Raw genomic sequence first — 23,496 nt, 5'->3', positions numbered from 1 at the left:
ACACCGTCGACGCGGTCGGATTGGGTGAAGGTGGTTTGCTCGCTCATGATCAGACCCCCACCTCGCGGCGCTGTTCGGTGATGCGCCAGTCCTCGGTGGCATAGACCTCCTCGAACATGGTCTTCACCGAGGGGCGCGACTGGCCGAGGGTGCCGATGGCCTCGGACTCCTTGCCGGCGGCGCGGACCTGGTCGACGGCCTCGGCCTCGGCGGCGGCCTGCTGTTCGTCGGACCATTCGCCGAGGGCGATCAGGTGCTGTTTCAGGCGGGCGACGGGGTCCCCGAGCGGCCATTTGTCGTGCTCGTCGGCGGGGCGGTAGCGGCTGGGGTCGTCCGAGGTCGAGTGCGGGGCGCCGCGGTAGGTGAACAGTTCGATGACGGTCGCGCCCTGGTTCGAGCGGGCCCGCTCCTCGGCCCACTGGGTCGCCGCCCAGACGGCGAGGAAGTCGTTGCCGTCGACGCGCAGGGCCGGGAGGCCGTAGCCGATGGCCTTGGAGGCGAAGGTGGTCTCGAGCCCGCCGGCGATGCCCATGAAGGACGAGATGGCCCACTGGTTGTTGACGATGTTGAGGATCACCGGGGCGCGATAGACCGAGGCGAAGGTCAGGGCGTTGTGGAAATCGCCCTCGGCCGTGGCGCCGTCGCCGATCCAGGTGATGGCGATCTTGTCGTCGCCCTTGTAGGCGCTGGCCATGGCCCAGCCGACGGCCTGGGGCACCTGGGTGCCGAGGTTCCCCGAGATGGTGAAGAAGCCGTAGTCCCGGGCCGAATACATGATCGGCAGCTGGCGGCCCTTGATGGGGTCGGAGGCGTTGGAATAGATCTGGTTCATCATGGTCGCGAGCGGATAGCCGCGCGCGATCAGCAGGCCCTGCTGGCGGTAGGTCGGGAAGCCCATGTCCTCGCGGGACAGGATCATGCCCTGGGCCACCGCAATGGCCTCTTCGCCGGTGCATTTCATATAGAAGCTGGTCTTGCCCTGGCGGTGGGCGCGATGCATCCGGTCGTCGAAGGCCCGGGTCAGGATCATGGCCTTGAGGCCCCGACGGAGGGTGTCTGCGTCCAGCTTCGGATTCCACGGACCCAGGGCCTGGCCGTCGTCGTCCAGCACCCGGATCAGGCGGAAGGCGTGGTCGCGCATGTCGAAGGGCGCGGTCGAGACCTCGGGACGCGGGACGACGCCCGCGGGGTCCAGCTTCAGATGACTGAAGTCGGTGGGGTCTCCGGGCCGGCCCGAAGGCTCGGGCACCCGCAAAGACAAGGCCTGGCTATTGAGCTTCTTCATTCGTCCTGCCGTCCGGTTGATCCGACCGCGTTTCCTGATCGGGATTTAGCACGACGCCACAGGCAAGGCTCGCCTGAATTTGACCTTGCACTGTGCCGATCAGAGGTATTTTATTGCGCCATAACAAGATCAGGAGAAACGCCTTGGCTGACGATCTGGATCCCGTCGACGCCCGAATTCTGGACATCCTGCAGCAGGACGCCGGTTTATCCGTGGCCGAGGTGGCGGACCGGGTCGGCCTGTCCGCCTCGCCCTGCTGGCGGCGCATCAAGAGACTGGAGGATACGGGCTTCATTCGCAAGCGGGTGACCCTGCTCGACGCGACCAAGCTGGGCCTGGATTTCGAGGTCTACGCCATCGTCAAGCTGAGCCTGCCCTCGACCGACAACCTCGACATCTTCGAGGCCGCCGTGGCCGGCTGGCCCGAGGTGGTGCAGTGCGCCACCATCACCGGGCGCGAGGACTATGTGCTGCGGATCATCACCTCGGACATGCACGCCTTCGACCAGTTCCTGCGTCTGAAGCTGCTCAGCCTGGGCATCGTCTCCGACTGCGAGAGCCACATCGTCACGCGCGGGGTGAAGAATGTGACCGCCCTGCCCCTTGGCATCGTCACCCCTCACGTCGGATAGTCCCCTTCGGCGCGCGCCGCGCCGAAGGGGATTCGACATGATCGAGATGGTGATCGACGCCCGCCGCAAGGATCTGGGCGGGTTCGAGGTGGGACGCGTCCTGCCGTTCCACGCCCGGCGCATGGTCGGGCCCTTCATCTTCCTGGACCAGATGGGGCCCGCCGAGTTCGCGCCGGGGTCGGAGGCGATCAATGTCCGGCCGCATCCGCATATCGGCCTGTCGACCCTGACCTATCTGTTCGAGGGCGAGATCATGCACCGGGACAACACCGGGGCGAGCCAGGCCATCCGCCCCGGCGAGGTCAACTGGATGACCGCCGGCAAGGGCATCGTCCATTCCGAGCGCACCGATCCGCTGAAGAGGGCCACGGGCGGCCCGATGCACGGCATGCAGGCGTGGATCACCCTGCCGGACGAGGCCGAGGAGACCGATCCGCGGTTCCACCATCACGCCGAGGAAGACCAGCCCGCCTATGAGAACGGCGGCCTGTTCGCGCGGCTGGTGGCGGGCGAGGCCTATGGCGCCAAGGCCGCCGTACCGGTGTCGTCGCCGCTGTTCTATGTGCACTGGGAGCTGGCCGAAGGGGTGCGCACCGCGCCCCCGCCGGGCCGGGGCGCTGGAGGGTATTCGGAACGGGCGCTGTATGTGGCGAAGGGCGAGATCGAGGTCGGGGACCGGATCTTCCACGCGGGCCAGATGATCGTGCTGGAGCCGACGGCCGAGCCGACCATCCGGGCGATCAAACCCTCCAGCGTCATGGTGCTGGGCGGCGAGCCGGTGGGTCCGCGCATCATCTGGTGGAATTTCGTCCATTCGAAGCAGGAACGGATCGATCAGGCCAAGGCCGACTGGAAGGCCGGGCGCATGACCCTGCCGAGCGAGGACGACGTGGAGTTCATCCCCCTGCCTGACACGCCCTCGACGCCCGAGCCGGCGCCGGCCGAAGTCAAGCCGGAGCCGACGCACCCGGTCTGAGGGCCGCTCTACTGTGGTGGCAGGCCGGAACGCCGGGCCACCCAGTCGACGACCGTCTTGAGGGCCTCGGGAGCGATGGTTTCCTCGATGGTTCCATACTCGGACGGGGCGCCGGTTCCGGCGGTCTGCATGAGGTGGTTCAGGTTCGGCAGGACGACGACCTCCGCGGCCGGCTGGACCCGGGCGAGAACCGGCGCATTCTGGTCGGCGGGCACTTGCAGGTCCTTGCCGCCGTAGATCGCCAGCATCGGAACATGCACGGCGGCGAGGGCCGGCGCGGGATCGTAGGCGACGAACCAGCGGTACCAGGCCGACACGATCGGCCGCACCGCCTCCTTCGCCTGGGCCTCCGTCATGCCCTCCGCCGTCAGAAGCGCGACCGTCTCCCGTTCCACGGCCGCGCCGTCGTCCTTGTTGCGGGCGACGGCGTCCATCAGGGCGCGCTGCCGGACGTTGCCGCTCTCGACCTGGGCCGGAGAGACGCCGGCCGCCGTCGCCAGACGCCGCTGCTGTTCCACCAGGATGTCGCCGCCCGTCACCGAGGTTCCGGCCAGCATGACGATCCAGGCGGGCTCGCCGCCGTCCTGCGCCACCATGGGGGCGATGAGGCCGCCCTCGCTGTGGCCGATCAGGCCGATACGGCGGGGGTCGATCTCGGGGCGGGTCCTGAGCCAGGCCAGGGCCGCCGCCGCGTCGGTGGCGAAGTCGGCGGTGGTTTCCGCGGGCGTCCCGCCGCCCGAACCGCCGACGCCCCGGTCGTCGTAACGCAGGACGGCGACGCCGCGCCGGGTCAGGGCGTCGGCCCAGACCAGGAAGGGCTTGTGATTGAAGAGGGTCTCGTCGCGGTCCTGGGCGCCCGAGCCGGTGATCAGGATCGCCGCGGGGAAGGGTCCGTCGCCCGGCGGCAGCGTCAGGGTCCCCGCCAGGGTGATGCCGGCCGCCGCGTTCGGGAAGGTCACGTCCTCGCTGCGATAGGGGAAGGGCGCCACCGGCGTCTGCGGCCGCGAGGGACCGGCGATCGAGGCGGTGTCGGCAGTGCGGGTCAGGACCACAGGCATGGCGGTCGCGCCCTGGGTCAGGGCGCCGGTGATGTTTCGTCCGTCCCCGGACAGGGAGCCTTCGAAGGTTGCGTGCACGGTCGGAACGGAGAAGCGGACTACGCCGCCCTCGAGGGCCGGCCCGATGGCGGGAATGCCGCTGGCGCCCTGATCCGGACTGTCGACGACGGCCGCGCCCGCGGCGTCGACGCGCAGGACGAGACGCAGGCTCTGCCCGCCGACGGAGAGGACGCCCTCCCATTGTCCGGCCAGTTGCGGTGCGGCCGCCGCCTGCAGCGCCGCCATGGCGATGATGGATGTCAGGATCATGGGTCAGCCCTCCGCCGACAGACTACGCCCCGCGCCGCGGCCGGCCAACCGGGCGGGTCTTGAATCGCAACCCGCAAACCCGATCTAGCGGGACATGACCGCATTCTCCGTTCTCGACCTGTCGCCCATCGTCGAGGGCGGCGACGCCCGACGCGCCCTGCTGGAGACCACCGCCTTCGCCCGGGCCGCCGACCGGCTGGGGTTCAAGCGCTTCTGGGTGGCCGAGCATCACAACATGCCGGGCATCGCCAGCGCCGCGACCGCCGTGGTGATCGGCCAGATCGCCGGGGCGACCGAGCGCATCCGCGTCGGCTCGGGCGGGGTCATGCTGCCCAACCATCCGCCGCTGGTGATCGCCGAACAGTTCGGGACGCTGGAGGCCCTGTATCCGGGCCGGATCGACCTCGGCCTCGGCCGGGCTCCGGGCACGGACGGCGAGACGGCCAAGGCGCTGCGCCGCTATTTCTCGGCCGCCGACCAGTTCCCGCGCGACGTGATGGAGCTGCAGGCCTTCCTCGACGATCCGGTCGAGGGCCAGCGGGTCACGGCCTGGCCGGGGGCCGGCGCGAAGGTTCCGATCTGGCTGCTGGGCTCCAGCCTGTTCAGCGCCGAGCTGGCGGCGCATCTGGGCCTGCCCTTCGCCTTCGCCAGCCATTTCGCGCCGGAGCTGCTGATGCAGGCGCTGCAGACCTATCGCGCCGGCTTCCGGCCCTCGAAGGCGCTGTCCCAGCCCTATGCGATGGCGGCGATCAATGTCTTCGCCGCCGAGGACGACGCGGCGGCGTTGCGCCTGTCGACCTCGATGCAGCAGGCTTTCGCGGCGGTCGTCACGGGCAAGCCGGGCAAGGTGAAGCCGCCGGTGGACGACATCACCCGGGTGCTGGACGCGCGTCAGATCGCAGCGGTGCATAGCCGGCTGACCTACGCCGCCATCGGCGGGCGCGAGACGGTGCGCGACAAGCTGGCCGCCTTCGTGAGCCAGACCGGCGTCGACGAGGTCATGGTCACCGGCATGGTGTTCGACATCGACGACCGCATCCGCAGCCTCGAGATCACGGCCGAGGCGGTCAGGGACCTCTGACCCTTCTCCCCTTGGGGGAGAAGGTGGCCCGTAGGGCCGGATGAGGGGTTGGCCAGATGCACACACCGGCAGCCCGCTGATCCCGAACATCCCCCTCATCCGAGCGGCTGCGCCGCCCACCTTCTCCCCCGGAGGGGAGAAGGGTCAGAGGGACGCCAGGAACTCCAGCAGCAGCCGGTTCACCGCGTCGGGTCGTTCCTGCTGGATCCAGTGGCCCGCCCCGGGGACGACGACCTGCATCCGCAGATCCGGCGCCCAATCCTTCAGCCCCGCCTCGTGCTGACCGGAATAGTTCCGCACCGGATCGCGCTCGCCGACCATGAAGGCGGCGGGGATGCGGATGCGGGCGTCCTGCAGGAAGGCGGTCGCGGCCCAGTTTCGGTCCAGATTGCGGTACCAGTCCAGCGGCCCCCTGAATCCGCCGGCCGAGAAGGCGGCGACATATTCCGCGAAATGCGTCTCGCTCATCCACGGCGGCAGGGTCGCGTCGTCGGGGACGGTGGAGATGAAGCTCTGGCCCTCGGGGATGAAGCCGGTCGACTGGCGACCGTCCGGGGTCGCGCCGTCGTAGGCGTGGAACATCTTGCGCAGGGCCGTGGCCGGGTCGGCGTCGAACGCCTGATGGGCGTCGGCGGCCTGGAAGCGGCTGATGTAGAGGTCGCCCAGGCCGAGCCGCTTCGAGATCGCGGCCATGGCCGCCGTCGGCGGGCCCTTGGGCCGGCGCGGCTGGAACGGCACGGACAGGCCGAAGACGGCGCGGAACAGATCGGGCCGCGTCAGGGCGCAATGCCAGGCCACCGGCGCGCCCCAGTCGTGACCGACGACGACGCAGGAGGTCTCGCCCAGGGCCCGGACCAGGTCGACCATGTCGCCGACGAGCTGGAGGATGGAATAGTCCGCGGCCTCGACCGGCTTGTCGGTCCCGCCGTAGCCGCGCATGTCGGGGGCGACGGCGTGGAAGCCGGCTGCGGCGAGGGCTGCGACCTGGGCGCGCCAGCTGATCCCCAGCTCGGGAAAGCCGTGGATCAGCAGCACCAGCGGGCCGGCGCCGGCCTCGAGGATCTGCTGGTTGAGACCGTCTGTCTGGATGTGGCGGGTTTGCATCCGGGCAACGGATCACTCGCGAACCGATCAGGCAAGCGTCTCCTCCCTGTTCGCGAAGCGAATGGGGAGGGGGGAGGAAACTGAGTTACAGCGTCACGCCCGTCGTGCGCATAATCTCCGCCCGCAGCTCGGGCATGCCGTCGCCCTTTTCGGCCGAGGTGACGATGACGGCGGGATAGGCGGCGCCGCGTTTGGACACGCCCTTCAGCGTCTCGGCCTGGACCTTTTCGGCCTCGCCCTTCTTGAGCTTGTCGGCCTTGGTGAGGATGATCTGGTAGCTGACGGCGGCGAGGTCGAGCGCATCCAGCGCCTCGTCATCGACCTTCTTCAGGCCGTGGCGCGCGTCGATCAGCAGATAGACGCGCTTCAGCGTGACCCGCCCGCGCAGATAGTCGCGGCCCAGGTCCTGGAATTTCCTCACCGTCGACTTCGACGCCTTGGCCCAGCCGTAGCCGGGCAGGTCGACCAGCCGCAGCTTGCCGTCGAGGTCGAAGAAATTGACCTCGCGCGTGCGGCCCGGCTCGTTCGAGGCCCGGGCCAGCTTGTGCATGCCGACCAGGCCGTTGATCAGGCTGGACTTGCCGACATTGGAGCGGCCCGCGAAGGCGATCTCGGGCAGGTCGGGATCGGGCAGCTGCTCGATCTTGGCGCACCCCATGACGAAGGTGGCGGGACGCGCGAACAGGATGCGCCCCTGCTCCAGCTCTTCGGGGGTGAAGTCGTCCAACTCAGGCCTTCGCCTTCTTCAGCCGGTCGATGAAGGTGTCGATCGGGTTCTCGGCCTTCAGGCGGTGCATGATCACATATTGCTGGAGGATGGTCAGGATGTTGGACCACGCCCAGTAGATCAGCAGGCCGGCCGGGAAGGTGGCCATGATGAAGGTGAAGACGATCGGCATCAGCTGGAAGATGCGGCGCTGCATCGGATCCGGCGCCGGCGGACTCATCGCCATCTGCAGCCACATGGTCAGACCGTAGAAGATGGCCAGGATGCTGAGCGCGAAGGTGCCGGTCAGATAGCCGCCGATCAGCGGGGCCGACGACGGATCCCACGGGATCAGGCCGAACAGGTTCCAGATCGTCGAGGGATCGGGCGCCGACAGGTCGCGGATCCAGCCGAAGAAGGGCGCGTGCCGCATCTCGATGGTCACGAACAGCATCTTGTAGACGGCGTAGAAGACCGGAATCTGCAGCAGCAGCGGCAGACAGCCCGCCAGCGGATTGATCTTCTCCTTCTGATACAGCGCCATCAGCTCCTTCTGCTGGGCGGCCGGATCGTCGGGGTGTTTCTTCTTCAGCTCCTCCATCTTGGGCTGGAGGGTGCGCATCTTCGACATGCTCTCGTAGCTCTTGTTGGCGAGCGGGAACATGATCAGGCGCACGGTCAGGGTCAGGCCCAGGATGGCCAGGCCGAAGTTTCCGAAGATGCCGTAGAAAAATTCGATCAGCAGGAAGATCGGGCGCGTCAGGAAGAACAGGAAGCCCCAGTCGATCGCATAGATGAAGCGCGGAAGGCTCAGGTCCTTCTCATAGGCGGACAGGATCTCGTTGCGCTTGGCCCCGGCGAACAGGCGCTGCGTCTCGGTCACCTGACGGCCCGGCGCGATGGTGCGGGCCTGGCCCAGCATGGTGGCCGAGTGGATGTCGGCGTGACCGGCGTCGGTGACGCGGAAGGCGGCCTGGATGCGCTCGTCCTGCTGCGGGATCAGGGCGGCGAGCCAGTATTTGTCGGTGATGCCCATCCAGCCGCCGGTGGACGTGTGCTCCTGCACCGGCTTCTTGGCCCAGGCTTTGTATTTGAGCTGTTCGGTGGTGTATTTTCCGTCGGCGCCGAAGGTGCCGATGCCGCCTTCGTGCAGGATCTGGGTCTTGCCCAGGACGTCCGGCACGCCTTGCCGCTCGACCCGGCCCCACGGCGCGATGGTGATCGGCTGGGCGCTGAAGTTGGCGACGGTGTCGGTGACGGTGAACAGATACTGGTCGTCGATGGCGATGCGGCGCGTGAACCGCAGGCCCGCGCCGTTGTCCCAGGTCAGGGTGACAGGGGTGGCGGGCGTCAGGGTCGCGCCCTCGGTCAGGCGCCACGGCGTCTGCGGGCCGGGCACGCCGCCCGGGACGTTGGGTCCGTTCCAGCCGAACTGGGCCTGGTAGGCGTGGCGCATGCCCTCGGGGCGGAACAGCTCGACAGCCGGCGAACCCTCTTCGATGGTTTCCTGATATTTGGTCAGGAACAGGTCGTCGATCCGCGCGCCGCGCAGCGACAGCGAGCCGGTGACGGTGCCCGTCTGGATCGGCACGCGGGCCCCGCCGCGCCCGAGGGCGACCGTGCGGTCGGTCGTGAAGACGACCGCGCCGGGCGACGGCGCCGCCGTCGGCGCGGCCGTGGTCTGTTCGGCGGCGGCCTGCTGCGCGGCCTTCCGGCGCTCGGCCTGGGGCTGCATGACGAAATAGCTGTAGGCCATCAGCATGATGGCCGCGATCACGACGAAGATGATCGTGTTTCGGCTGTTGTCTTGAGGAGGCATGGAGATCAGGAATCCTGGCCGGCGTTTGCGGGCGTCGTGGGCGCCGTCTTTGGCGCCGGCCGCGGGGTCGCGAGCCTTGTAAGCGCCGATTTCACATCGTCAAGCAAACGGTCCCAGGGACGGTCGGCCGTGCCCGCGCGGGCGATGAAGACATAGTCGCTGCCGGAGACCGCCAACAGGGGCGCCATGGCCCGCGCGGCCTCCCTGAGGCGGCGCTTGGCGCGATTGCGGATGACGGCGTTGCCGACCTTGCGCGTGGCGGTGAAACCCAGCCGCACGAGGGGCTGGCCGTCGCCCCGGTCCAGCCGCTGCACGACCACGGCGCCGCGGGCCTCTGAAACGCCCTTCGCGGCCGCCAGGAACTGGGGCCGCGAAGTCATGCGTTCGATTTTGAAAAGATCGGCCATGCGCCCGAGCACAGGCGCCGGACGACTTAGGCCGTCAGGCGCTTGCGGCCCTTGGCGCGACGCCGCGCAACGATCTTCTGGCCGTTCTTGGTGGCCATCCGCGAACGGAAGCCGTGTCGGCGCTTGCGCACGAGTCGCGACGGCTGATAGGTCCGCTTCACGTTCGGCTCCTGGGACTGAATACAGAGGGGCGACGGAAAGACGTCCGTCGCGGGAAGGGCGGGCGTATAAGCGGCAGGGTCTGAACTGTCAACGCCAACAGGCCCTTCGGCGGAGAGAGAATGAACCGGTTCAAACGCTTTGCGCCTCTGATCGTACTGGCCGGCGTCATCGCCCTGATCTTCGCCATGGGCTGGAACCGCTATCTGTCGCTCGACACCCTGCGCGACCATGGCCAGACCTTCCGTGACTTCACCGCCGAAAATTATCTCGTCAGCCTGCTGATGCTGATGGCGGTGTTCGCCATACTGACGGCCAGCGTGGTGCCGGGCGTCTTCTTCGTCACCATCACCGCCGGCTATCTGTTCGGGCCCTGGGTGGGAGGCGTCTCCACCTCCATCGCCGCCACCGTCGGCGCCCTGATCGTCTACGCCGTGGCCCGCTCGGCGCTGGGCGAGGCGCTGCGCCGCAAGGCCGCCCGCGACCTGGGCCTGATGAAGAAAATCTGCGACGCCATCGACCGGGACACCTTCTGGTACGTGCTGGCCTCGCGCCTGGCCGTGGTCGTGCCCTTCCATATGATCAATGTGGCGGCGGGCGTCATGGCGGTGCGGCTGGCGCCCTATACGGTCGCCACCGTCATCGGCCTGTTGCCGGCCCACATCATCTACTGCTGGATCGGGTCGCGGCTGAACCAGCTGCTGACGACCAACCCGAATCCGGACTTCCAGGCCCTGTTCGGCCAGTTCTGGGCCCCGATGGCGGGCGTCTTCGTGCTGGCGGTCGTGTTGCCGTTCGGCATGAAGGGCCTGCAGAAGCTCCTCGGTTCAAGGGTTTCGACGTGAACGGCGCAGCTTTTGGCCCGAGCCTTGCGTTAAGCGGCGCATGAACCGCTTCCGGCCCCTGCTGAGCGATATCCGGCGGGCCCTGCGCGTGCCCGCCGACTGGCGCGAGCGGGCGAAATTCCACGCGCCCGACGCCCTCGCCTGGCGGCTGTTGCTGCTGACCTTCGGCTTCACCGTTGTGGTGGAGATCCTGATCATCGTCCCCAGCGCGGCCAGCTTCCACGAGCGCTGGCTGCTGGACCGGCTGCAGTCGGCGGAACTGGCCTCGGTCGGGGTCGAGGCCCTGCCCTATTCCGCCGTCGAGGACGACGCCGCCGAGCAGCTGCTGGCCATCGGCGGGGTGCAGGCCGTGGTCGTTGGCGATCAGGGCGTGCGCCGGCTGCTGCTGCAGGCCCCGAACCTGCCCCGCACGCCCGATCTGATCGATCTGCGTCAGAGCCGGCCCGTGGCCCGCACCATGGACCCGTGGCGCACCCTGTTCGGCCACCCGGACCGGTCGATCCGGGTGCAGGCCCGGCCGCGCTATCGCTCGGGCGACTTCATCGAGATTCTGGCCCCGGCCCAGCCGTTGAAACAGGAGCTTCGCGCCTTCCTGTTGAACAGCCTGCTGATGTCGCTGCTGATCTCGCTGGTCGCGGGCGGATTGCTGTACGGCGGTCTGGCCTTCCTGGTGCTGCAGCCGCTGCGGCGGGTGACCCGCTCGATCGAGCATTTCGCCCTCGATCCGGAGGCGGAAGGCGATCCGCCCAGCGACCGGCACGACGAAATCGGCCGGGTCGAGCGCGAGCTGGCGCGGATGCAGGAAGAGGTCCGCGTCTCGCTGCGGTCCCGCGCCCGGCTGGTGGCCCTGGGCGAGGCGGTGGCCAAGATCAATCACGACCTGCGCAACATGCTGACCTCGGCCCAGCTGGCCTCCGAGCGACTGGCCGATTCGCCCGATCCCGAAGTCGCCCGCGTCCTGCCGCGGCTGGAACGGGCGCTCGGGCGCGCCGCCGCCCTGTCCCGCAATGTGCTGGAGTACGGCAAGAGCGAGGAGCCGATCCCGCAGCGGGTCCGCATCCCCCTCGCCCCCGCCATCGCCGCGGCGGCGGAGGACGCCGGCCTGACCGCCGAGGGCGTGCGCCTGACCAAGGCTATTCCCGCCCGCTTCGCCGTCCAGGCCGATCCCGACCAGCTGCACCGCATCCTCGTCAATCTGATGCGCAACGCCCGTCAGGCCATCGAGGGCGACGCCACCCGGCGCAGCGGCCGCAAGGGCGTGGTGCGGGTGACGGTCGCGGGCGAGGACGGCCACTGCGTCATTCGCCTCGCCGACGACGGGCCCGGCATTCCGCCCCGGCTGTCGGAAAGCCTGTTCGAACCCTTCGTCAGCGGCCGCGCCTCGGACGGGGCCGGTCTGGGCCTGGCGATCTCGCGAGAGCTGGCGGCCAGCCACGGCGGCGAGCTGACGCTGGTCGAGACCGGGCCGACGGGCACCACCTTCGAACTGCGCCTGCCGCACTGAAGGCGCCACGGCTCGAAATCGCGCGACCGGCGTTATGTCTGGCGAAGCGTCGCGAAACGACTACGCTTCGCCAGAAGGAGGCCCTCATGATCCGCTTCACCCTGACCGCCGGCGCCGCGCTTGTCCTGGCCGCCGCCCCCGTGCTGGCCCAGACCACGCCGCCGCAGGCCGCCGTCTCGGCCAAGCCGGCGGTCGCGCCGACCACCCCGGGCTCGGAGGAATGGCTGCGTCAGCGCGGCGAAAGCTATCGGGCCGCCCCGGACGCCGTGCAGGACCCCACCGAGGTCGCCGAGACCATCCGGCTGAACGCCGGGATCGCCGCCCGCAACGCCGCCGCGGAACGGGCCGAGGCCGAAGCCGCCGAAACCTACGAACGGCAGAGCGCCCAATGGCGCGAGGAAGCCGCGCGGGCCGAGACGCAGCGCGCCCAGTATGAAGCGGACCTCGCCGCCGCCAACTCGGCCCGGGCGGCATACGAACGGGCTCGCGCCGCCTGGGAGGCCGAGGTCGCGGCCTGCGAGCGCGCCCGCCGCGTCTGCGTCACGACCCCGCCCCCGAAATACTGACGCGCGGGTCATCTTTCGGCGCGCCGCGCCGTAGCTTCAGGCGAGGCCGTTGCGCCCCGCCGGGGCGCGTGAGACGGTCCTGACGAACGGGCGGGGAAGGACCATGACCGACATCGCCACGGAACCGCCTGCGGAGGGCGTCGCCGGGACCGCGGGCCGGCGCGCGGATCGCGCCCTGTCCGGCGGTCGCACCGACACCTTTCGTCACCCGCCGCTGGTGCGGATCAGCCACTGGCTGAACGTCGTCGCCGTGGTGGTGCTGATCATGAGCGGGCTGAACATCCTGCTGGCCCATCCGCACCTGTACTGGGGCGTGCGGTCGACCTTCGCCGACCCGTGGATCAGCATCCCGCCGCTGCCGAACTGGCTGCTGATCCCGCAGGGCCGCAATCTGGCGGAGGCGCGGAACTATCATTTCCTGTTCGCCTGGATCTTCGTCGCCAACGGGCTGGTCTATCTGGCCTACGGCTTGCTGACCGGCCGGTTCCGCCGCCGCATCTGGCCGAGCGGGACGGAGCTGAAAGGGTTCGGCGCCTCGGTCGCCGAGCACGCCCGCTTCCGCTTCCCGACCGACGATCACGCCCGCACCTATAATGTGATCCAGAAGCTGACCTATGCGGCGATGATCCTGATCGTCCTGCCGCTGATGCTGGTCACCGGCCTGTCGATGTCGCCGGGGTTCAACGCCGTGGGCGGGGTGCTGCTGGAGATCATGGGCGGACGGCAGTCGGCGCGGACGCTGCATTTCATTTCGGCCGGGCTGATCGTCGGCTTCATCGTCGTCCATGTCGGTCTGGTGGTCTGGACGGGGCTGTTCAACAATATGCGGTCGATGATCACCGGCTGGTTCGTGATCCAGCCGCCGGGGTCGGTCGCCGGGCCGAAGCTGACCCGCAAGCGGCCGAGCGACGAGGGAGACGCCGCATGAACCGCCGCCGCTGGCTCACCGGCGCCGTGGGCGCCGCCGCGACCGCCCTGCTGTCCGCCTGCGGGCAGGCGGGGACCAGCCTGGCCGAACAGGCGCGGCGAATGGGCGAGGGGCTGACGCGGCGCGCCCAGAGGCTGCTGATCCCGCGCGACGCCCTGGCCCCGACCTACAGCCGGTCGGAGATTTCGCCGGACTTCCGCGCCAATGGCTCGGTCGATCCGGCGGCGGCCGACTATGTGGCGCTGAAGGCGGGCGGCTTCGCCGACTACCGCCTGATCATCGACGGCCTGGTGGAGCGCCCCCTGTCGCTGAGCCTGACCGATCTTCGGGCCCGCCCGGCGCAGAGCCAGATCACCAAGCACGACTGCGTCGAGGGCTGGACCTCGATCGCCGAATGGACCGGGGTGCGGCTGGAGACCCTGCTGGACGAAGCCGGACTGAAGCCCGAGGCCCGGTACATCGTCTTCCACTGTTTCGACGCCCTGGATCAGCGCGAGGACGGCGACCGCTATTACGAGAGCATCGACCTGGTCGACGCGCGGCACCCCCAGACCATCCTCGCCTGGGCCATGAACGGCGAGACCCTGCCGGTCCCCCACGGGGCCCCGCTGCGGCTGAGGGTCGAGCGGCAGATCGGCTACAAACACGCCAAATACATCCGGCGGATCGAGGCGGTCGAAAGCTTCGCCCACATCGGCGGCGGCAAGGGCGGCTATTGGGAAGACCGGGGGTATGAGTGGTTTGCGGGAATATGACCTGAAACGAGTTTGGCCGGCAAAGAGAACGGCTGGACCCTTGTCGAGATTTGGACGGGCGCTTGCGCTCGCAGCATCCCTTATCCCGGCCATTGCGAACGGGCAGGAGTTGGTCAATCCGAGCTGGGCTGTGATGCCTGATGCCGACGCCATGTCTGAAGCCTATCCGGCATTCGCTTACATGGCGGGCCTGGAAGGCGCCGCCACCTTGCGCTGCGCGGTCGCACCGGACGGCGTGTTGTCGCTTTGCCGAGTCGACGAAGCTCGTCCAGCAGGACTGGGGTTCGACCGGGCCGGGTTGTCGGTGGCTTCTCTGTTCCGGGCCAGTCCGGCACGGCTTGACGGCTCAACGATCACCAGCTCGGTCCGGTTCACCATCCGCTTTCAAACAGGCGAGGTAGAAGCGCCGCTGCCTTGGACCGGTCCGGAGCCGACGCCCGAACACCTCGCCGCCACCCGCGAGTTCGTGGAACAGCTTGAGTCCTGGAAGCTGCGGGGCGATGAGGAGATCGAGACCATGAACCTCGATGTCGACCCCGACCGCGAACCAAGAGTCCGGGCGATCTTTCTCGCCGTAAAGGCCGAGTTTCTCGAACGTGAAAAAGAGACCGGAACCCTTTTTCTGGCGCGGCTTCTGACACCCGAACAACTTGCCGACGCTGTGGCCGGTCGGGGCGATCAACCTGTCCCACCGGACGAGCTCTATATCCGAGCCAGCGATGCTTGGGACCAGATGGGCATCGATTCCGGCCAGCGGTTAAAACAGCTATACTGCGCGGAGTTTGATTGTCGAACGGGCTCGCCAGTGTCTCCGGCCACGTCAACTCCGTAGCCATTCATCGAATCCGCTCCCGACCCTGCCGCCAGCTGACGCTGATCAGGCCTCCGTCCCTTCCTTCCGCTTCTGCATCATGGCGTCGAAGCTGCCCCAGACGCCTTCGGCGCCGTGCCAGGCGCCGGTGGTGGCGGCCTTGGAGTATTCGGTGGCGCGGGCCTCGAAGAAGTTGGCGTGCTCGACGCCCGACAGCAGGGACTGCAGCCACGGCAGCGGGTTTTCCTTGACGCCGTAGATCTCGGGCAGCTGCAACTGGCGCAGACGCCAGTCGGCGATGAAGCGGATGTACTGCTTGATGTCTTCCGGCGTCATGCCGTTGACCGGGCCCATCTCGAAGGCGAGGTCGATGAAGCGGTCTTCCATGTCGACCACGGTCTTGCAGCAGTCGACGATGTCGGCGGCGACCTGGGGGGTGACCGCGCCCGTCTCCTTGTTGAAGGCATGGTACAGCTTGATGATGCCGTCGCAGTGCAGGCTCTCGTCGCGGACCGACCAGCTGACGATCTGGCCCATGCCCTTCATCTTGTTCTGACGCGGGAAGTTCATCAGCATGGCGAAGCTGGCGAACAACTGGAGCCCTTCCGAGAAGCCGCCGAACATGGCGAGCGTCCGGGCGACGTCGGCATGGGTGTCGACCCCGAACTTGCCCATGAAGTCATGCTTGTCGCGCATGGCCTCGTACTCCATGAAGGCGCCGAACTCGCTCTCGGGCATGCCGATGGTCTCGAGCAGCAGGGCGTAGGCCGCGATGTGGATGGTCTCCATGTTGGCGAAGGACGCCAGCATCATCTTGACCTCGGTCGGTTTGAACACCCGACCGTATTTTTCCATGTAGTTGTCCTGGACCTCGATGTCGGCCTGGGTGAAGAAGCGGAAGATCTGGGTCAGCAGATTGCGCTCGTTGCCGGTCAGATTGACCGCCCAGTCCTTCATGTCCTCGCCCAGCGGCACCTCTTCGGGCATCCAGTGGACCTGCTGCTGCTTCTTCCACATGTCGAAGGCCCACGGATAGCGGAACGGCTTGTAGGCCGCGGAAGCGGTCAGCAGGCCGGGCGTCGCGGCGACTTTGGAGGGTTTGATCGGGACGTGCGCGTTCATCGGTACAGGGCTCTGTCGGCGAATCCGAGGGTGGAGATCACCATGCGTTCGGACGGCCCCGGCGCCAAGCCGGAATACGGCTATATTGCGATCACTTTTTCCGCGACCGCTAGATGTGGTGTTCCCTTGGCACGGAACTGGGGACGCGGTTGGGGACAAGCCCAAGGCCGCCCTATGGCGGCGCCGGCAAGTCTCGGGCGCGCGGGGCGTCTCCGCGGACTAGTCTGGGCCATGGAAGGAGAGTCCTGATGACCTACATCGTCTATGGCGCGGCCGGCTCCGGCTCGGCGCCGGTCGAGGCCGCCCTGACCCTGATCGGCGCGCCCTATCGGGTGATCGAGGCCGTCACCTGGGAGGGCGAGGCCGAGCGCGACAAGGTCGCCCCGGTCAACCCGATGCGGCAGATCCCGGCGCTGGTGACGCCCGAGGGCGAGACGATCACCGAGAGCGCCGCCATCCTGATCTGGCTGGCCGAACAGCATCCCGAGGCGGCGCTGGGACCTGATCCGGGCGATCCGGGCCGGGCGCAATTCCTGCGCTGGATGACCTTCATCCCGGCCTCGATCTATTCGATGTACTGGATCCGCGACGCGCCGGCCCGGCTGGGCGGCGACGATCCGGAGGCCCAGGCGACCATTCTGGCCCGCACCGCCGAACGGATCGCGGATTGCTGGGCGAAGATGGAGAGCCAGATCGTCCCCGATCGTTTCCTTCTGGGCCCCGAGCCGACGGTGCTGGACCTGTATGTCGCCGTCGCCAGCCGGTGGACCCCGCACCGCAAGCGCTTCCATGTGGTCGCGCCGCGGATGGGCGCGGTGATGCGCCGCGTCGACGCCCTGCCGGAGCTTCAGGATTTCTGGGCCGAACGCTTCCCGTTCGCGGGAAACTACGTGAGTTAGTCTCTCCCAATTCCGTGCATCCCCGCGAAGGCGGGGATGCACGGATGAAGATGTCAGGCCGCCTCGGCGTCGGCGGCGACCCGGGCTTCCGGGAGGTCGCCGGCCAGGGCGCGGTTGACCACGGCCAGCAGTCCGGCCTGGTTGATCGGCTTGGCCATGTGGGCGTTCATGCCCGAGGCCAGACACCGCGCCACATCCTCGGGCATGCAGTCGGCGGTCATGGCCACGATCGCGAGGCCGCCCCCGGACCCCGGCAGGGCGCGGATAAGACGCGTCGCCTCCAGTCCGTCCATGATCGGCATCCGCACATCCATAAGCACCAGATCGAACAGCTGGGCGGCGACGGCGTCGACCGCCTGCCGGCCGTCACAGACCTCGATCACGTCGCAACCGAAGGCCTCCAGCATGATGCGGGCGACCTCGCGGTTGACCGGATGATCGTCGACGACGAGGACGCGGGGCGTCACGGCCAGGACGCCGGGATCGGGCGCGTCCTGGCTCGCTTTGGGCGGCGGAGCGGGAGTCCCGGCCGCGTCGGGCGCCCTTGGCAGCGGCAGGTTGAGGATGAAGGTCGATCCCTCGCCCAGCCGGCTGTCGACGTCGATGCTTCCGTTCAGGCGACGGACGTGCCGGGCCACCAGCGCCAGGCCCAGACCCGCGCCGCTGTGGCGCCGGCCGATCGACGCGTCGCCCTGGGCGAAGGCTTCGAACAGTTCCGGCAACTGGGCCGGCTCGATGCCGGAGCCCGTGTCCGAAATGCGGATGCAGACGCCGTCGGGCGACCGGTCCAGCCGGACCGTGACATCGCCCCGTTCGGTGAATTTGACCGCATTGGCGATTATGGGGTGCAGCGCCCGGCGCAGGGCGCGGCGGTCGCAGAGGAAGCGGGCGTTCCCGGGCAGGCGATCGTCAATCGACAGACTCAATCCCAGGGCGTCCGCCGCGACCCGGCTGGGGGCGATGGCCTCGCGGGCCACGGCGGCAAGGTCCAGCGGCTCGGGCGAGACGGCGTCGTCGCCGCGGGCGAAGTCCAGAATATCCTCGACCAGCATCAGCAGGCCATCGCTGGATTCCCGGATCTGGCGCGCCTGGCGCAGGGCCGTGGCGTCCAGTCCCGGGCGGCCGGCCAGCACGTCGGCGAACCCGGCGACTCCGTTCAGCGGGGTGCGCAATTCGTGGCTCATCATGGCCAGGAAGCGCGAGCGGGCGGCGGCGGCGTCCTCGGCCCTGCGCCGGGCCTCCTGGGCGGCCGCCGTGCGGGCGCGCAGCCGCGCCTCGAGACGGCGGCGCTCGGTCATGACCGTCGAGACCGGCAGGATCGTGATCACCATGGCGAGGAGGAACAGGTTGTAGACTCCCAGGCGACGCAGCATCGGACTCACGCCCTCGAGACCGGGGATGTCCATCAGCCGGGTCAGGTGCACCGGGCCGTGGCCGGTCAGGGTCGCCACGCCGCTGACGGTCGCCAGGCCGATCAGGGCGATCGCCGCCGTGGTCGGCGACAGCCGCAGGGCGATCAGCAGCATGGGCAGGAAGCAAAGGAAGCCGAGCGGCGCGTCGTTCTGCCAGAAGGCCAGTGCGGTGACGACCAGCATCAGGGCCACCAGCGCGGTGGCCTCGGGCCACCGCGCGCGGGTGGTCCCGTGGAAGCGGTGCGCCCGCGCCATCAGCAGCAGGACCGGGGTCACCAGCAGGAGGCCCAGCAGCTCGACGATGACGAAGGAATAGATGCCGAACAGGGCGCTGACGATCAGGGGTTTCTGCCCCAGAAGCATCATCGTGCCGAAGCCCGCCACCGTTGTGGCCGCCACCGCGGGGACGGCTGCGAACAGGCCGAAGGCCAGCAGCCGTCGGGGCCGGCGCATGTCGAGGGCGGCGCCGCAGAAGCGACGGGCCAGCAGCGCGGCCAGGCTGGCCTCGACGAGGTTCATCACCGCGTTCAACCACAGCAGAATCCCGGGATCACCCCGGATGAGGTTGCTGAAAATATTGATCAGGAAACAGGCCAGCACGACGGCGATCGCCGGCCGGCGGTGCAGCTGCAGAAGGGCCGCCGCCAGGATGCCGTTCGAAAGCCAGACCAGCACGGCGCCGTAGGTCGCCACGCTCCAGTGGCCGATCAGCTGGGAGGCGGCGAACAGAAGCACATAGGCCCAGGGCGGCGGACCCGCCACGCGGCCCGCTTCATGCCTGAATAAACGCCAACGACCCTTCAACCCGAGCCTCCCCGGCCCCCCACTGAACGATCGGAGCGTTAGGCTGAATGGGTAAACAAACCGGTCCCGGATGTGACAGGGTGTCGCATTCGGAAACCGACGCGCGCCTACGGGGTGTTCGAGGTGTGGAACGCCGTCCGGGGTTCGAAGCGGCGCCAGATCGCCCACAGCAGCAGCGCCAGCAGGATGCCCAGGCCGTCGGCGAGGAGATCCCCCCCGCTGGAGTCCCGGCCCACCATGCCCTGAACAACCTCGACCGCCCCGCCGAGCGCCAGGGCTGAAAGCGCGGCGAGCGTGCGCGGCAGGCGGCGGAACAGGACGCCGATGCTCCAGAGGATCAGGCCGAACGCGACGAAATGGGCCGCCTTGTCCCAGACGTTGGCCGCGGCCTCAACATTCTGGAAGGGGCCGACCATGGCGCCGATGATGACGACCAGCAGAACAATCGCCGTCAGGCGCATCAGGAACTTCATAAGGCGGGACACTCGGCGGCGGATCGAAGGGCTTCTATCAGCGCGCGAGCAGAACCCACACCCCGGTCGCCGCGAACCCCAGGGCCGCGGCGAGGCGAATCCATGACAGCGGCAGTTTGCGCGCGGCCGCCTCGCCCAGCAGGACCGCCGGCGCGTTGACCAGCATCATGCCCAGCGTCGACCCCGCGACGACCAGCGGCAGATTGTGGAACTGCGCCGCCAGCATGGCGGTGGCGACCTGGGTCTTGTCGCCCATCTCGATCAGGAAGAAGGCGGCGGTGGTGGTCCAGAACACGCCGGCGAAGGTCTTTTCGGTCACGTCGGGCTTTTCGTCGAACCGGTCGGGGATCAGGGCCCAGACGGCGAAGCCGATGAAGGCCACGCCCACGCCCCAGCGCAGCCACCCGGCGTCCATGAACCGCGCCAACACTGACCCGGCGAGGGCCGCGACGGCGTGATTGGCGATGGTGGCCGCCAGAATTCCCAGGATGATCGGCAGCGGCCGCCGCCAGGTCGCCGCCAGCATGATGGCCAGCAGCATGGTCTTGTCCCCGATCTCCGCGATGGAGACGAGACCGGTCGATATCAGGAAGGCTTCCAACTCAACTTCATGCGCGGGGGTTCGGCGGACAGACCAGTGGCGTTCGCAGCCGGCCCCCGCGTGGAAGCACCCTGCGAAGCCAGCGGTCTTGCCAGTCAGGTGGTCCTACGCTCGCGCCGCGGGCGCTCGCTGCTTGAGGACCGGATACGGTCCGCCCTCAAGCAGTCTCGCGCCGCGCGCGAGACGATAGGGCCACTTAAAGAACGCGCCATCCTCTCCGGGCGAGAGGAAGTGTGTTGACGCGAACCCCGCTGATCGGTGCGGGCGGCTACTCCCCGATGACGGCGGGCGGTGTATCCGCCAGGGGCTCCGGGGGCAAGACCTCGTCGTGCAGGCCGGTGTCGCTGACGGCCTGACGCCGGCCGACGGCGTAGGCGATCAGCCACAGGGCCATGGCCCAGGCGGCGCCGACGCTCCAGCCCGCGAAGACGTCGGAGGCCCAGTGGGCCCCCAGATAGGCGCGCGTCAGGCCGATCAGCAGGGCGATCAACATGGCCGCGCCCAGCACGAAGGCCTTCAGATGGGTGCGCGGAAACGCCCGCGTCAGCATCACGCCGAGAGTCAGGTAGAAGACCGTCGACAGCAGGGCGTGGCCCGAGGGGAAGCTGGCGTTCAGCGTGTCCACGGCCTGAAAGGCCGAGGGCGGCCGCTGGCGGCCGAACAGATCCTTGAGGCCTTCGCTGAGGGCGACGCCGCCGGCGAGGCCGAGCACCAGCAGCAGGGCCGACAGCCGTTTGCGCTGGATCAGCAGGAAGGCGACGGCGATGACCGCGAACAGGGCCAGCACGGATATGCCGCCCAGGGAGGTCAGGTCCGCCGCCGCCTCCTTGAGCCACCATGGCCCCCGCGGTTCGCCGGGAACCGGCTGCATCCAGGCGAGCACCGCCTGGTCGAAGGCCTGGCCGTCGGCCTCGGTCATGTCGTCCGCCACCTCGACAAAGGTCATGACGCCCAGGGCGATGATGAAGAGCGCGCTCAGGGCGGCGATTTCCGTGCGCGCGATGCGCAGCATCCGGCGCAGGAAGGTGATGGTCTGTGGGGGGGTCATCGGTCGCTAACGGTCCCGCTTGTGTGACGTTCCAATCACGCGTTCGTGATTCCTGGACGCCAGGCCTTGTCACGCCCTCGTCGCGGCCTGTCCACAGGCTCATCCCCCGCCTTGATGCCGATTCGCCCAGAAAGTGATCGTCAACCCCGTTGACGGTTGGTTAGCCATCTGCGCCCCATATGTGGGCTTGGGGAGCGCTTGGGCCACTAGATGATGTGGTTTCGGGCGTGGGGCTCACCATTCGATTTTTGTTCAGGGCGGCGAATACCATGGCTGGCGGCGAAGCGTTGAAGACGGTTGATTTCCTTTCCGCGGCAGACGGCGAGGCGGCTGCGCGACCCCATCTGTCCGTGGTGAAATCCCTCCAGCTCGACCGGACCCGCGACGATCTGCTGACCGACTTCGGCAAGAAGACGCTCGAGGATCGCTATCTGCTGCCGGGCGAAAGCTATCAGGACATGTTCGCGCGCGTCGCCACGGCCTATGCCGACGACCACGATCACGCCCAGCGCGTCTATGACTATATGTCCAAGCTGTGGTTCATGCCCTCGACGCCGGTGCTGTCGAACGGCGGCGCGGACCGCGGCCTGCCGATCAGCTGCTTCCTCAACGCCGTGGCCGACAGCCTGGACGGCATCCAGTCGGTCTGGAACGAGAACGTCGCCCTGGCCTCGAACGGCGGCGGCATCGGCACCTACTGGGGCGGCGTCCGGTCGATCGGCGAGAAGGTCAAGGGCGCGGGCCAGACCTCGGGCATCATCCCCTTCATCCGCGTGATGGACTCCCTGACGCTGGCGATCAGCCAGGGGTCGCTGCGCCGCGGTTCGGCCGCCGTCTATCTCGACGTGCACCACCCCGAGATCGAGGAGTTCCTCGAGATCCGCAAACCGTCGGGCGACTTCAACCGCAAGTCCCTGAACCTGCACCACGGCATCAACATCTCCGACGCCTTCATGGAGGCCGTCCGCGACGGCCGGACATTCGACCTGCTGTCGCCCAAGGACCAGGCGGTGGTGAAGACCGTCGACGCCCGCGCCCTGTGGCAGAAGATCCTCGAGATCCGCCTGCAGACCGGCGAGCCCTATCTGATCTTCTCCGACACGGTGAACCGCCAGATGGCCCCGCACCAGCGCGAGCTGGGCCTGTCGGTCAAACAGTCCAACCTGTGCGCCGAGATCATGCTGCACACCGGCCGCGACCACCTCGGCGTCGACCGCACCGCCGTCTGCTGCCTGTCCTCGGTCAACGCCGAGATGTTCCTGGAGTGGCGCGAGGAGCCGAAATTCGTCGAGGACGTCATGCGTTTCCTCGACAATGTGCTGGAAGACTTCATCCGCCGCGCCCCGCCGGCCATGGCCGCCGCCGTCTATTCGGCCAAGCGCGAGCGTTCGGTCGGCCTCGGCCTGATGGGCTTCCATTCCTTCCTGCAGCAGCAGGGCGTGGCCTTCGAAAGCGCCATGGCCAAGTCCTGGAACATGCGGCTGTTCAAGCATCTGCGCCGCGAGGCCGACAAGGCCAGCCGCGTGCTGGCGGAAGAGAAGGGCGCCTGCGAGGACGCCGCCGAGCGCGGCGTGCTGGAGCGGTTCAGCCACAAGATGGCGATCGCCCCGACCGCCTCGATCTCGATCATCTGCGGCGGCACCTCGGCCGGCATCGAGCCGATCCCGGCCAATATCTACACCCACAAGACCCTGTCGGGCTCGTTCGCGGTCAAGAACCCCTATCTGGAGAAGATCCTCGGCGAGAAGGGCATCGACACCACCGAGGTCTGGTCCTCCATCCTGGAGCACGAGGGTTCGGTGCAGCACCTCGAGGGCCTGACCGACGACGAGAAGGCCATCTTCAAGACCGCCTTCGAGCTGGACCAGCGCTGGATCGTCGAACTGTCGGCCGACCGGGCCCCGGAAATCTGCCAGGCCCAGTCGATCAACCTGTTCATCCCGGGCGACGTGAACAAATGGGACCTGCACATGCTGCACTGGTCGGCCTGGGAGAAGGGCGTCAAGTCGCTCTACTACCTGCGCTCCAAATCGGTTCAGCGGGCCGCCTTCGCCGGCGCCGAGGACAAGGTCGAGGCCGAGATCGATCCGAACCAGCCCGACCTCTTCTCGGCGGCGCAGACCGACTACGACGAGTGCCTGGCCTGCCAATAGGACGGTGACCCGCCCGGCCTGCCCGCCGGAACTCCCTGC

23 protein-coding genes and 1 riboswitch are annotated in these 23,496 nt (G+C 68.4%); of the genes, 11 read left to right on the top strand and 12 right to left on the bottom strand.

Translation table 11 applies throughout. The annotated features are described in order from the left end of the window. Positions 1-49: 49 nt before the first annotated feature. On the bottom strand, positions 50-1,285 hold the full coding sequence (locus WC555_RS00685; protein ID WP_373250301.1) for a thiamine pyrophosphate-dependent enzyme: 1,236 nt from the start codon (positions 1,283-1,285) through the stop codon (positions 50-52). Between the two features lie 143 nt (positions 1,286-1,428). Here WC555_RS00685 and WC555_RS00680 point away from each other — a divergent pair, with 143 nt between their 5' ends. After that, positions 1,429-1,917, top strand: a complete 489-nt coding sequence (locus WC555_RS00680; protein ID WP_373250300.1) for an Lrp/AsnC family transcriptional regulator — start codon at positions 1,429-1,431, stop codon at positions 1,915-1,917. Positions 1,918-1,954: 37 nt separating this feature from the next. Continuing rightward, complete coding sequence (locus WC555_RS00675) at positions 1,955-2,893, top strand: pirin family protein (RefSeq protein ID WP_373250299.1); 939 nt, start codon at positions 1,955-1,957, stop codon at positions 2,891-2,893. An 8-nt stretch (positions 2,894-2,901) separates the two neighbouring features. On the opposite strand, the gene WC555_RS00670 is transcribed toward WC555_RS00675, so the two are convergent. Next, on the bottom strand, positions 2,902-4,260 hold the full coding sequence (locus WC555_RS00670; protein WP_373250298.1) for an alpha/beta hydrolase family protein: 1,359 nt from the start codon (positions 4,258-4,260) through the stop codon (positions 2,902-2,904). 94 nt (positions 4,261-4,354) lie between these two features. Here WC555_RS00670 and WC555_RS00665 point away from each other — a divergent pair, with 94 nt between their 5' ends. Further along, on the top strand, positions 4,355-5,341 hold the full coding sequence (locus tag WC555_RS00665; protein ID WP_373250297.1) for an LLM class flavin-dependent oxidoreductase: 987 nt from the start codon (positions 4,355-4,357) through the stop codon (positions 5,339-5,341). A gap of 144 nt (positions 5,342-5,485) precedes the next feature. Here WC555_RS00665 and WC555_RS00660 read toward each other — a convergent pair whose 3' ends face one another. The 5 genes from WC555_RS00660 to rpmH all read right to left on the bottom strand — a co-directional run bounded on the left by WC555_RS00660 (position 5,486) and on the right by rpmH (position 9,538). Then, the gene (locus WC555_RS00660; RefSeq protein WP_373250296.1) at positions 5,486-6,445 is read right to left on the bottom strand and encodes an alpha/beta fold hydrolase; all 960 of its coding nucleotides are present in this window, start codon (positions 6,443-6,445) and stop codon (positions 5,486-5,488) included. Positions 6,446-6,530: 85 nt separating this feature from the next. After that, complete coding sequence (gene yihA / locus WC555_RS00655) at positions 6,531-7,172, bottom strand: ribosome biogenesis GTP-binding protein YihA/YsxC (RefSeq protein WP_373250295.1); 642 nt, start codon at positions 7,170-7,172, stop codon at positions 6,531-6,533. A 1-nt stretch (position 7,173) separates the two neighbouring features. Beyond that, entirely contained in the window at positions 7,174-8,970 is a 1,797-nt protein-coding gene (gene yidC, locus WC555_RS00650) for a membrane protein insertase YidC (protein WP_373250294.1), read from the bottom strand. Positions 8,971-8,975: 5 nt separating this feature from the next. Then, positions 8,976-9,377 (bottom strand): ribonuclease P protein component, encoded by a 402-nt coding sequence (gene rnpA / locus WC555_RS00645; RefSeq protein ID WP_373250293.1) that lies wholly within the window; start codon positions 9,375-9,377, stop codon positions 8,976-8,978. A gap of 26 nt (positions 9,378-9,403) precedes the next feature. Continuing rightward, positions 9,404-9,538 (bottom strand): 50S ribosomal protein L34, encoded by a 135-nt coding sequence (rpmH, locus tag WC555_RS00640; RefSeq protein ID WP_003164000.1) that lies wholly within the window; start codon positions 9,536-9,538, stop codon positions 9,404-9,406. Positions 9,539-9,658: 120 nt separating this feature from the next. Between rpmH and WC555_RS00635 the strand changes: the two genes are divergently transcribed. From WC555_RS00635 to WC555_RS00610, 6 genes are all read left to right on the top strand, one after another. Continuing rightward, positions 9,659-10,381, top strand: coding sequence for a TVP38/TMEM64 family protein (locus WC555_RS00635; RefSeq protein ID WP_373250292.1), 723 nt, complete (start codon positions 9,659-9,661; stop codon positions 10,379-10,381). A gap of 40 nt (positions 10,382-10,421) precedes the next feature. Beyond that, complete coding sequence (locus WC555_RS00630; protein ID WP_373250291.1) at positions 10,422-11,885, top strand: sensor histidine kinase; 1,464 nt, start codon at positions 10,422-10,424, stop codon at positions 11,883-11,885. A gap of 86 nt (positions 11,886-11,971) precedes the next feature. Next, on the top strand, positions 11,972-12,451 hold the full coding sequence (locus WC555_RS00625; protein WP_373250290.1) for a cell wall hydrolase: 480 nt from the start codon (positions 11,972-11,974) through the stop codon (positions 12,449-12,451). A 103-nt stretch (positions 12,452-12,554) separates the two neighbouring features. Then, positions 12,555-13,379 (top strand): cytochrome b/b6 domain-containing protein, encoded by an 825-nt coding sequence (locus WC555_RS00620; protein WP_373250289.1) that lies wholly within the window; start codon positions 12,555-12,557, stop codon positions 13,377-13,379. Then, positions 13,376-14,134: a molybdopterin-dependent oxidoreductase gene (locus WC555_RS00615; RefSeq protein ID WP_373250288.1), complete on the top strand. Its 759-nt coding sequence runs from the start codon at positions 13,376-13,378 to the stop codon at positions 14,132-14,134. Before WC555_RS00620 ends, WC555_RS00615 begins: the two co-directional genes overlap by 4 nt. 133 nt (positions 14,135-14,267) lie before the next feature. Then, positions 14,268-14,966, top strand: coding sequence for a TonB family protein (locus tag WC555_RS00610; protein ID WP_373250287.1), 699 nt, complete (start codon positions 14,268-14,270; stop codon positions 14,964-14,966). A 45-nt stretch (positions 14,967-15,011) separates the two neighbouring features. Here WC555_RS00610 and WC555_RS00605 read toward each other — a convergent pair whose 3' ends face one another. After that, a complete protein-coding gene (locus tag WC555_RS00605; RefSeq protein WP_373250286.1) occupies positions 15,012-16,067 on the bottom strand; it encodes a ribonucleotide-diphosphate reductase subunit beta in 1,056 nt (351 codons plus the stop codon). Between the two features lie 248 nt (positions 16,068-16,315). Here WC555_RS00605 and WC555_RS00600 point away from each other — a divergent pair, with 248 nt between their 5' ends. Then, positions 16,316-16,966 (top strand): glutathione S-transferase family protein, encoded by a 651-nt coding sequence (locus WC555_RS00600; RefSeq protein WP_373250285.1) that lies wholly within the window; start codon positions 16,316-16,318, stop codon positions 16,964-16,966. A 53-nt stretch (positions 16,967-17,019) separates the two neighbouring features. On the opposite strand, the gene WC555_RS00595 is transcribed toward WC555_RS00600, so the two are convergent. The 4 genes from WC555_RS00595 to WC555_RS00580 all read right to left on the bottom strand — a co-directional run bounded on the left by WC555_RS00595 (position 17,020) and on the right by WC555_RS00580 (position 21,304). After that, on the bottom strand, positions 17,020-19,140 hold the full coding sequence (locus WC555_RS00595) for an ATP-binding protein (RefSeq protein WP_373250284.1): 2,121 nt from the start codon (positions 19,138-19,140) through the stop codon (positions 17,020-17,022). Positions 19,141-19,289: 149 nt separating this feature from the next. Continuing rightward, positions 19,290-19,643, bottom strand: a complete 354-nt coding sequence (locus WC555_RS00590; protein WP_373250283.1) for a hypothetical protein — start codon at positions 19,641-19,643, stop codon at positions 19,290-19,292. 49 nt (positions 19,644-19,692) lie between these two features. Further along, entirely contained in the window at positions 19,693-20,256 is a 564-nt protein-coding gene (locus tag WC555_RS00585) for a TMEM165/GDT1 family protein (RefSeq protein WP_373250282.1), read from the bottom strand. Positions 20,257-20,412: 156 nt separating this feature from the next. Beyond that, positions 20,413-20,545: riboswitch (yybP-ykoY riboswitch) on the bottom strand. Beyond that, positions 20,525-21,304 carry a phosphatase PAP2 family protein gene (locus tag WC555_RS00580; RefSeq protein ID WP_373250281.1) on the bottom strand — a complete coding sequence of 260 codons (780 nt, stop codon included), beginning with the start codon at positions 21,302-21,304 and terminating at the stop codon, positions 20,525-20,527. Its footprint overlaps the riboswitch before it by 21 nt. Before the next feature lie 269 nt (positions 21,305-21,573). Here WC555_RS00580 and WC555_RS00575 point away from each other — a divergent pair, with 269 nt between their 5' ends. Beyond that, positions 21,574-23,457 (top strand): ribonucleoside-diphosphate reductase subunit alpha, encoded by a 1,884-nt coding sequence (locus WC555_RS00575; protein WP_373250280.1) that lies wholly within the window; start codon positions 21,574-21,576, stop codon positions 23,455-23,457. Positions 23,458-23,496 lie beyond the last annotated feature (39 nt).

The organism is Brevundimonas sp. (assembly GCF_041648615.1).
Classification (GTDB): Bacteria; Pseudomonadota; Alphaproteobacteria; order Caulobacterales; family Caulobacteraceae; genus Brevundimonas.
Note: the sequence above shows the minus strand (reverse complement) of the source record. Positions and strands in the feature narration are given on the sequence as shown.

Excerpts from the sequence above, each read along its gene's own strand:
- WC555_RS00670 (WP_373250298.1), bottom strand. The coding sequence starts at position 4,260 with ATGATCCTGACATCCATCATCGCCATGGCGGCGCTGCAGGCGGCGGCC.
- WC555_RS00575 (WP_373250280.1), top strand. The coding sequence starts at position 21,574 with ATGGCTGGCGGCGAAGCGTTGAAGACGGTTGATTTCCTTTCCGCGGCA.
- WC555_RS00625 (WP_373250290.1), top strand. The coding sequence starts at position 11,972 with ATGATCCGCTTCACCCTGACCGCCGGCGCCGCGCTTGTCCTGGCCGCC.
- yidC (WP_373250294.1), bottom strand. The coding sequence starts at position 8,970 with ATGCCTCCTCAAGACAACAGCCGAAACACGATCATCTTCGTCGTGATC.
- WC555_RS00590 (WP_373250283.1), bottom strand. The coding sequence starts at position 19,643 with ATGCGCCTGACGGCGATTGTTCTGCTGGTCGTCATCATCGGCGCCATG.
- WC555_RS00685 (WP_373250301.1), bottom strand. The coding sequence starts at position 1,285 with ATGAAGAAGCTCAATAGCCAGGCCTTGTCTTTGCGGGTGCCCGAGCCT.
- WC555_RS00620 (WP_373250289.1), top strand. The coding sequence starts at position 12,555 with ATGACCGACATCGCCACGGAACCGCCTGCGGAGGGCGTCGCCGGGACC.
- WC555_RS00660 (WP_373250296.1), bottom strand. The coding sequence starts at position 6,445 with ATGCAAACCCGCCACATCCAGACAGACGGTCTCAACCAGCAGATCCTC.
- WC555_RS00635 (WP_373250292.1), top strand. The coding sequence starts at position 9,659 with ATGAACCGGTTCAAACGCTTTGCGCCTCTGATCGTACTGGCCGGCGTC.
- WC555_RS00605 (WP_373250286.1), bottom strand. The coding sequence starts at position 16,067 with ATGAACGCGCACGTCCCGATCAAACCCTCCAAAGTCGCCGCGACGCCC.
- WC555_RS00630 (WP_373250291.1), top strand. The coding sequence starts at position 10,422 with ATGAACCGCTTCCGGCCCCTGCTGAGCGATATCCGGCGGGCCCTGCGC.
- rnpA (WP_373250293.1), bottom strand. The coding sequence starts at position 9,377 with ATGGCCGATCTTTTCAAAATCGAACGCATGACTTCGCGGCCCCAGTTC.
- WC555_RS00665 (WP_373250297.1), top strand. The coding sequence starts at position 4,355 with ATGACCGCATTCTCCGTTCTCGACCTGTCGCCCATCGTCGAGGGCGGC.
- WC555_RS00600 (WP_373250285.1), top strand. The coding sequence starts at position 16,316 with ATGACCTACATCGTCTATGGCGCGGCCGGCTCCGGCTCGGCGCCGGTC.
- WC555_RS00675 (WP_373250299.1), top strand. The coding sequence starts at position 1,955 with ATGATCGAGATGGTGATCGACGCCCGCCGCAAGGATCTGGGCGGGTTC.
- WC555_RS00610 (WP_373250287.1), top strand. The coding sequence starts at position 14,268 with ATGCCTGATGCCGACGCCATGTCTGAAGCCTATCCGGCATTCGCTTAC.
- WC555_RS00580 (WP_373250281.1), bottom strand. The coding sequence starts at position 21,304 with ATGACCCCCCCACAGACCATCACCTTCCTGCGCCGGATGCTGCGCATC.
- WC555_RS00615 (WP_373250288.1), top strand. The coding sequence starts at position 13,376 with ATGAACCGCCGCCGCTGGCTCACCGGCGCCGTGGGCGCCGCCGCGACC.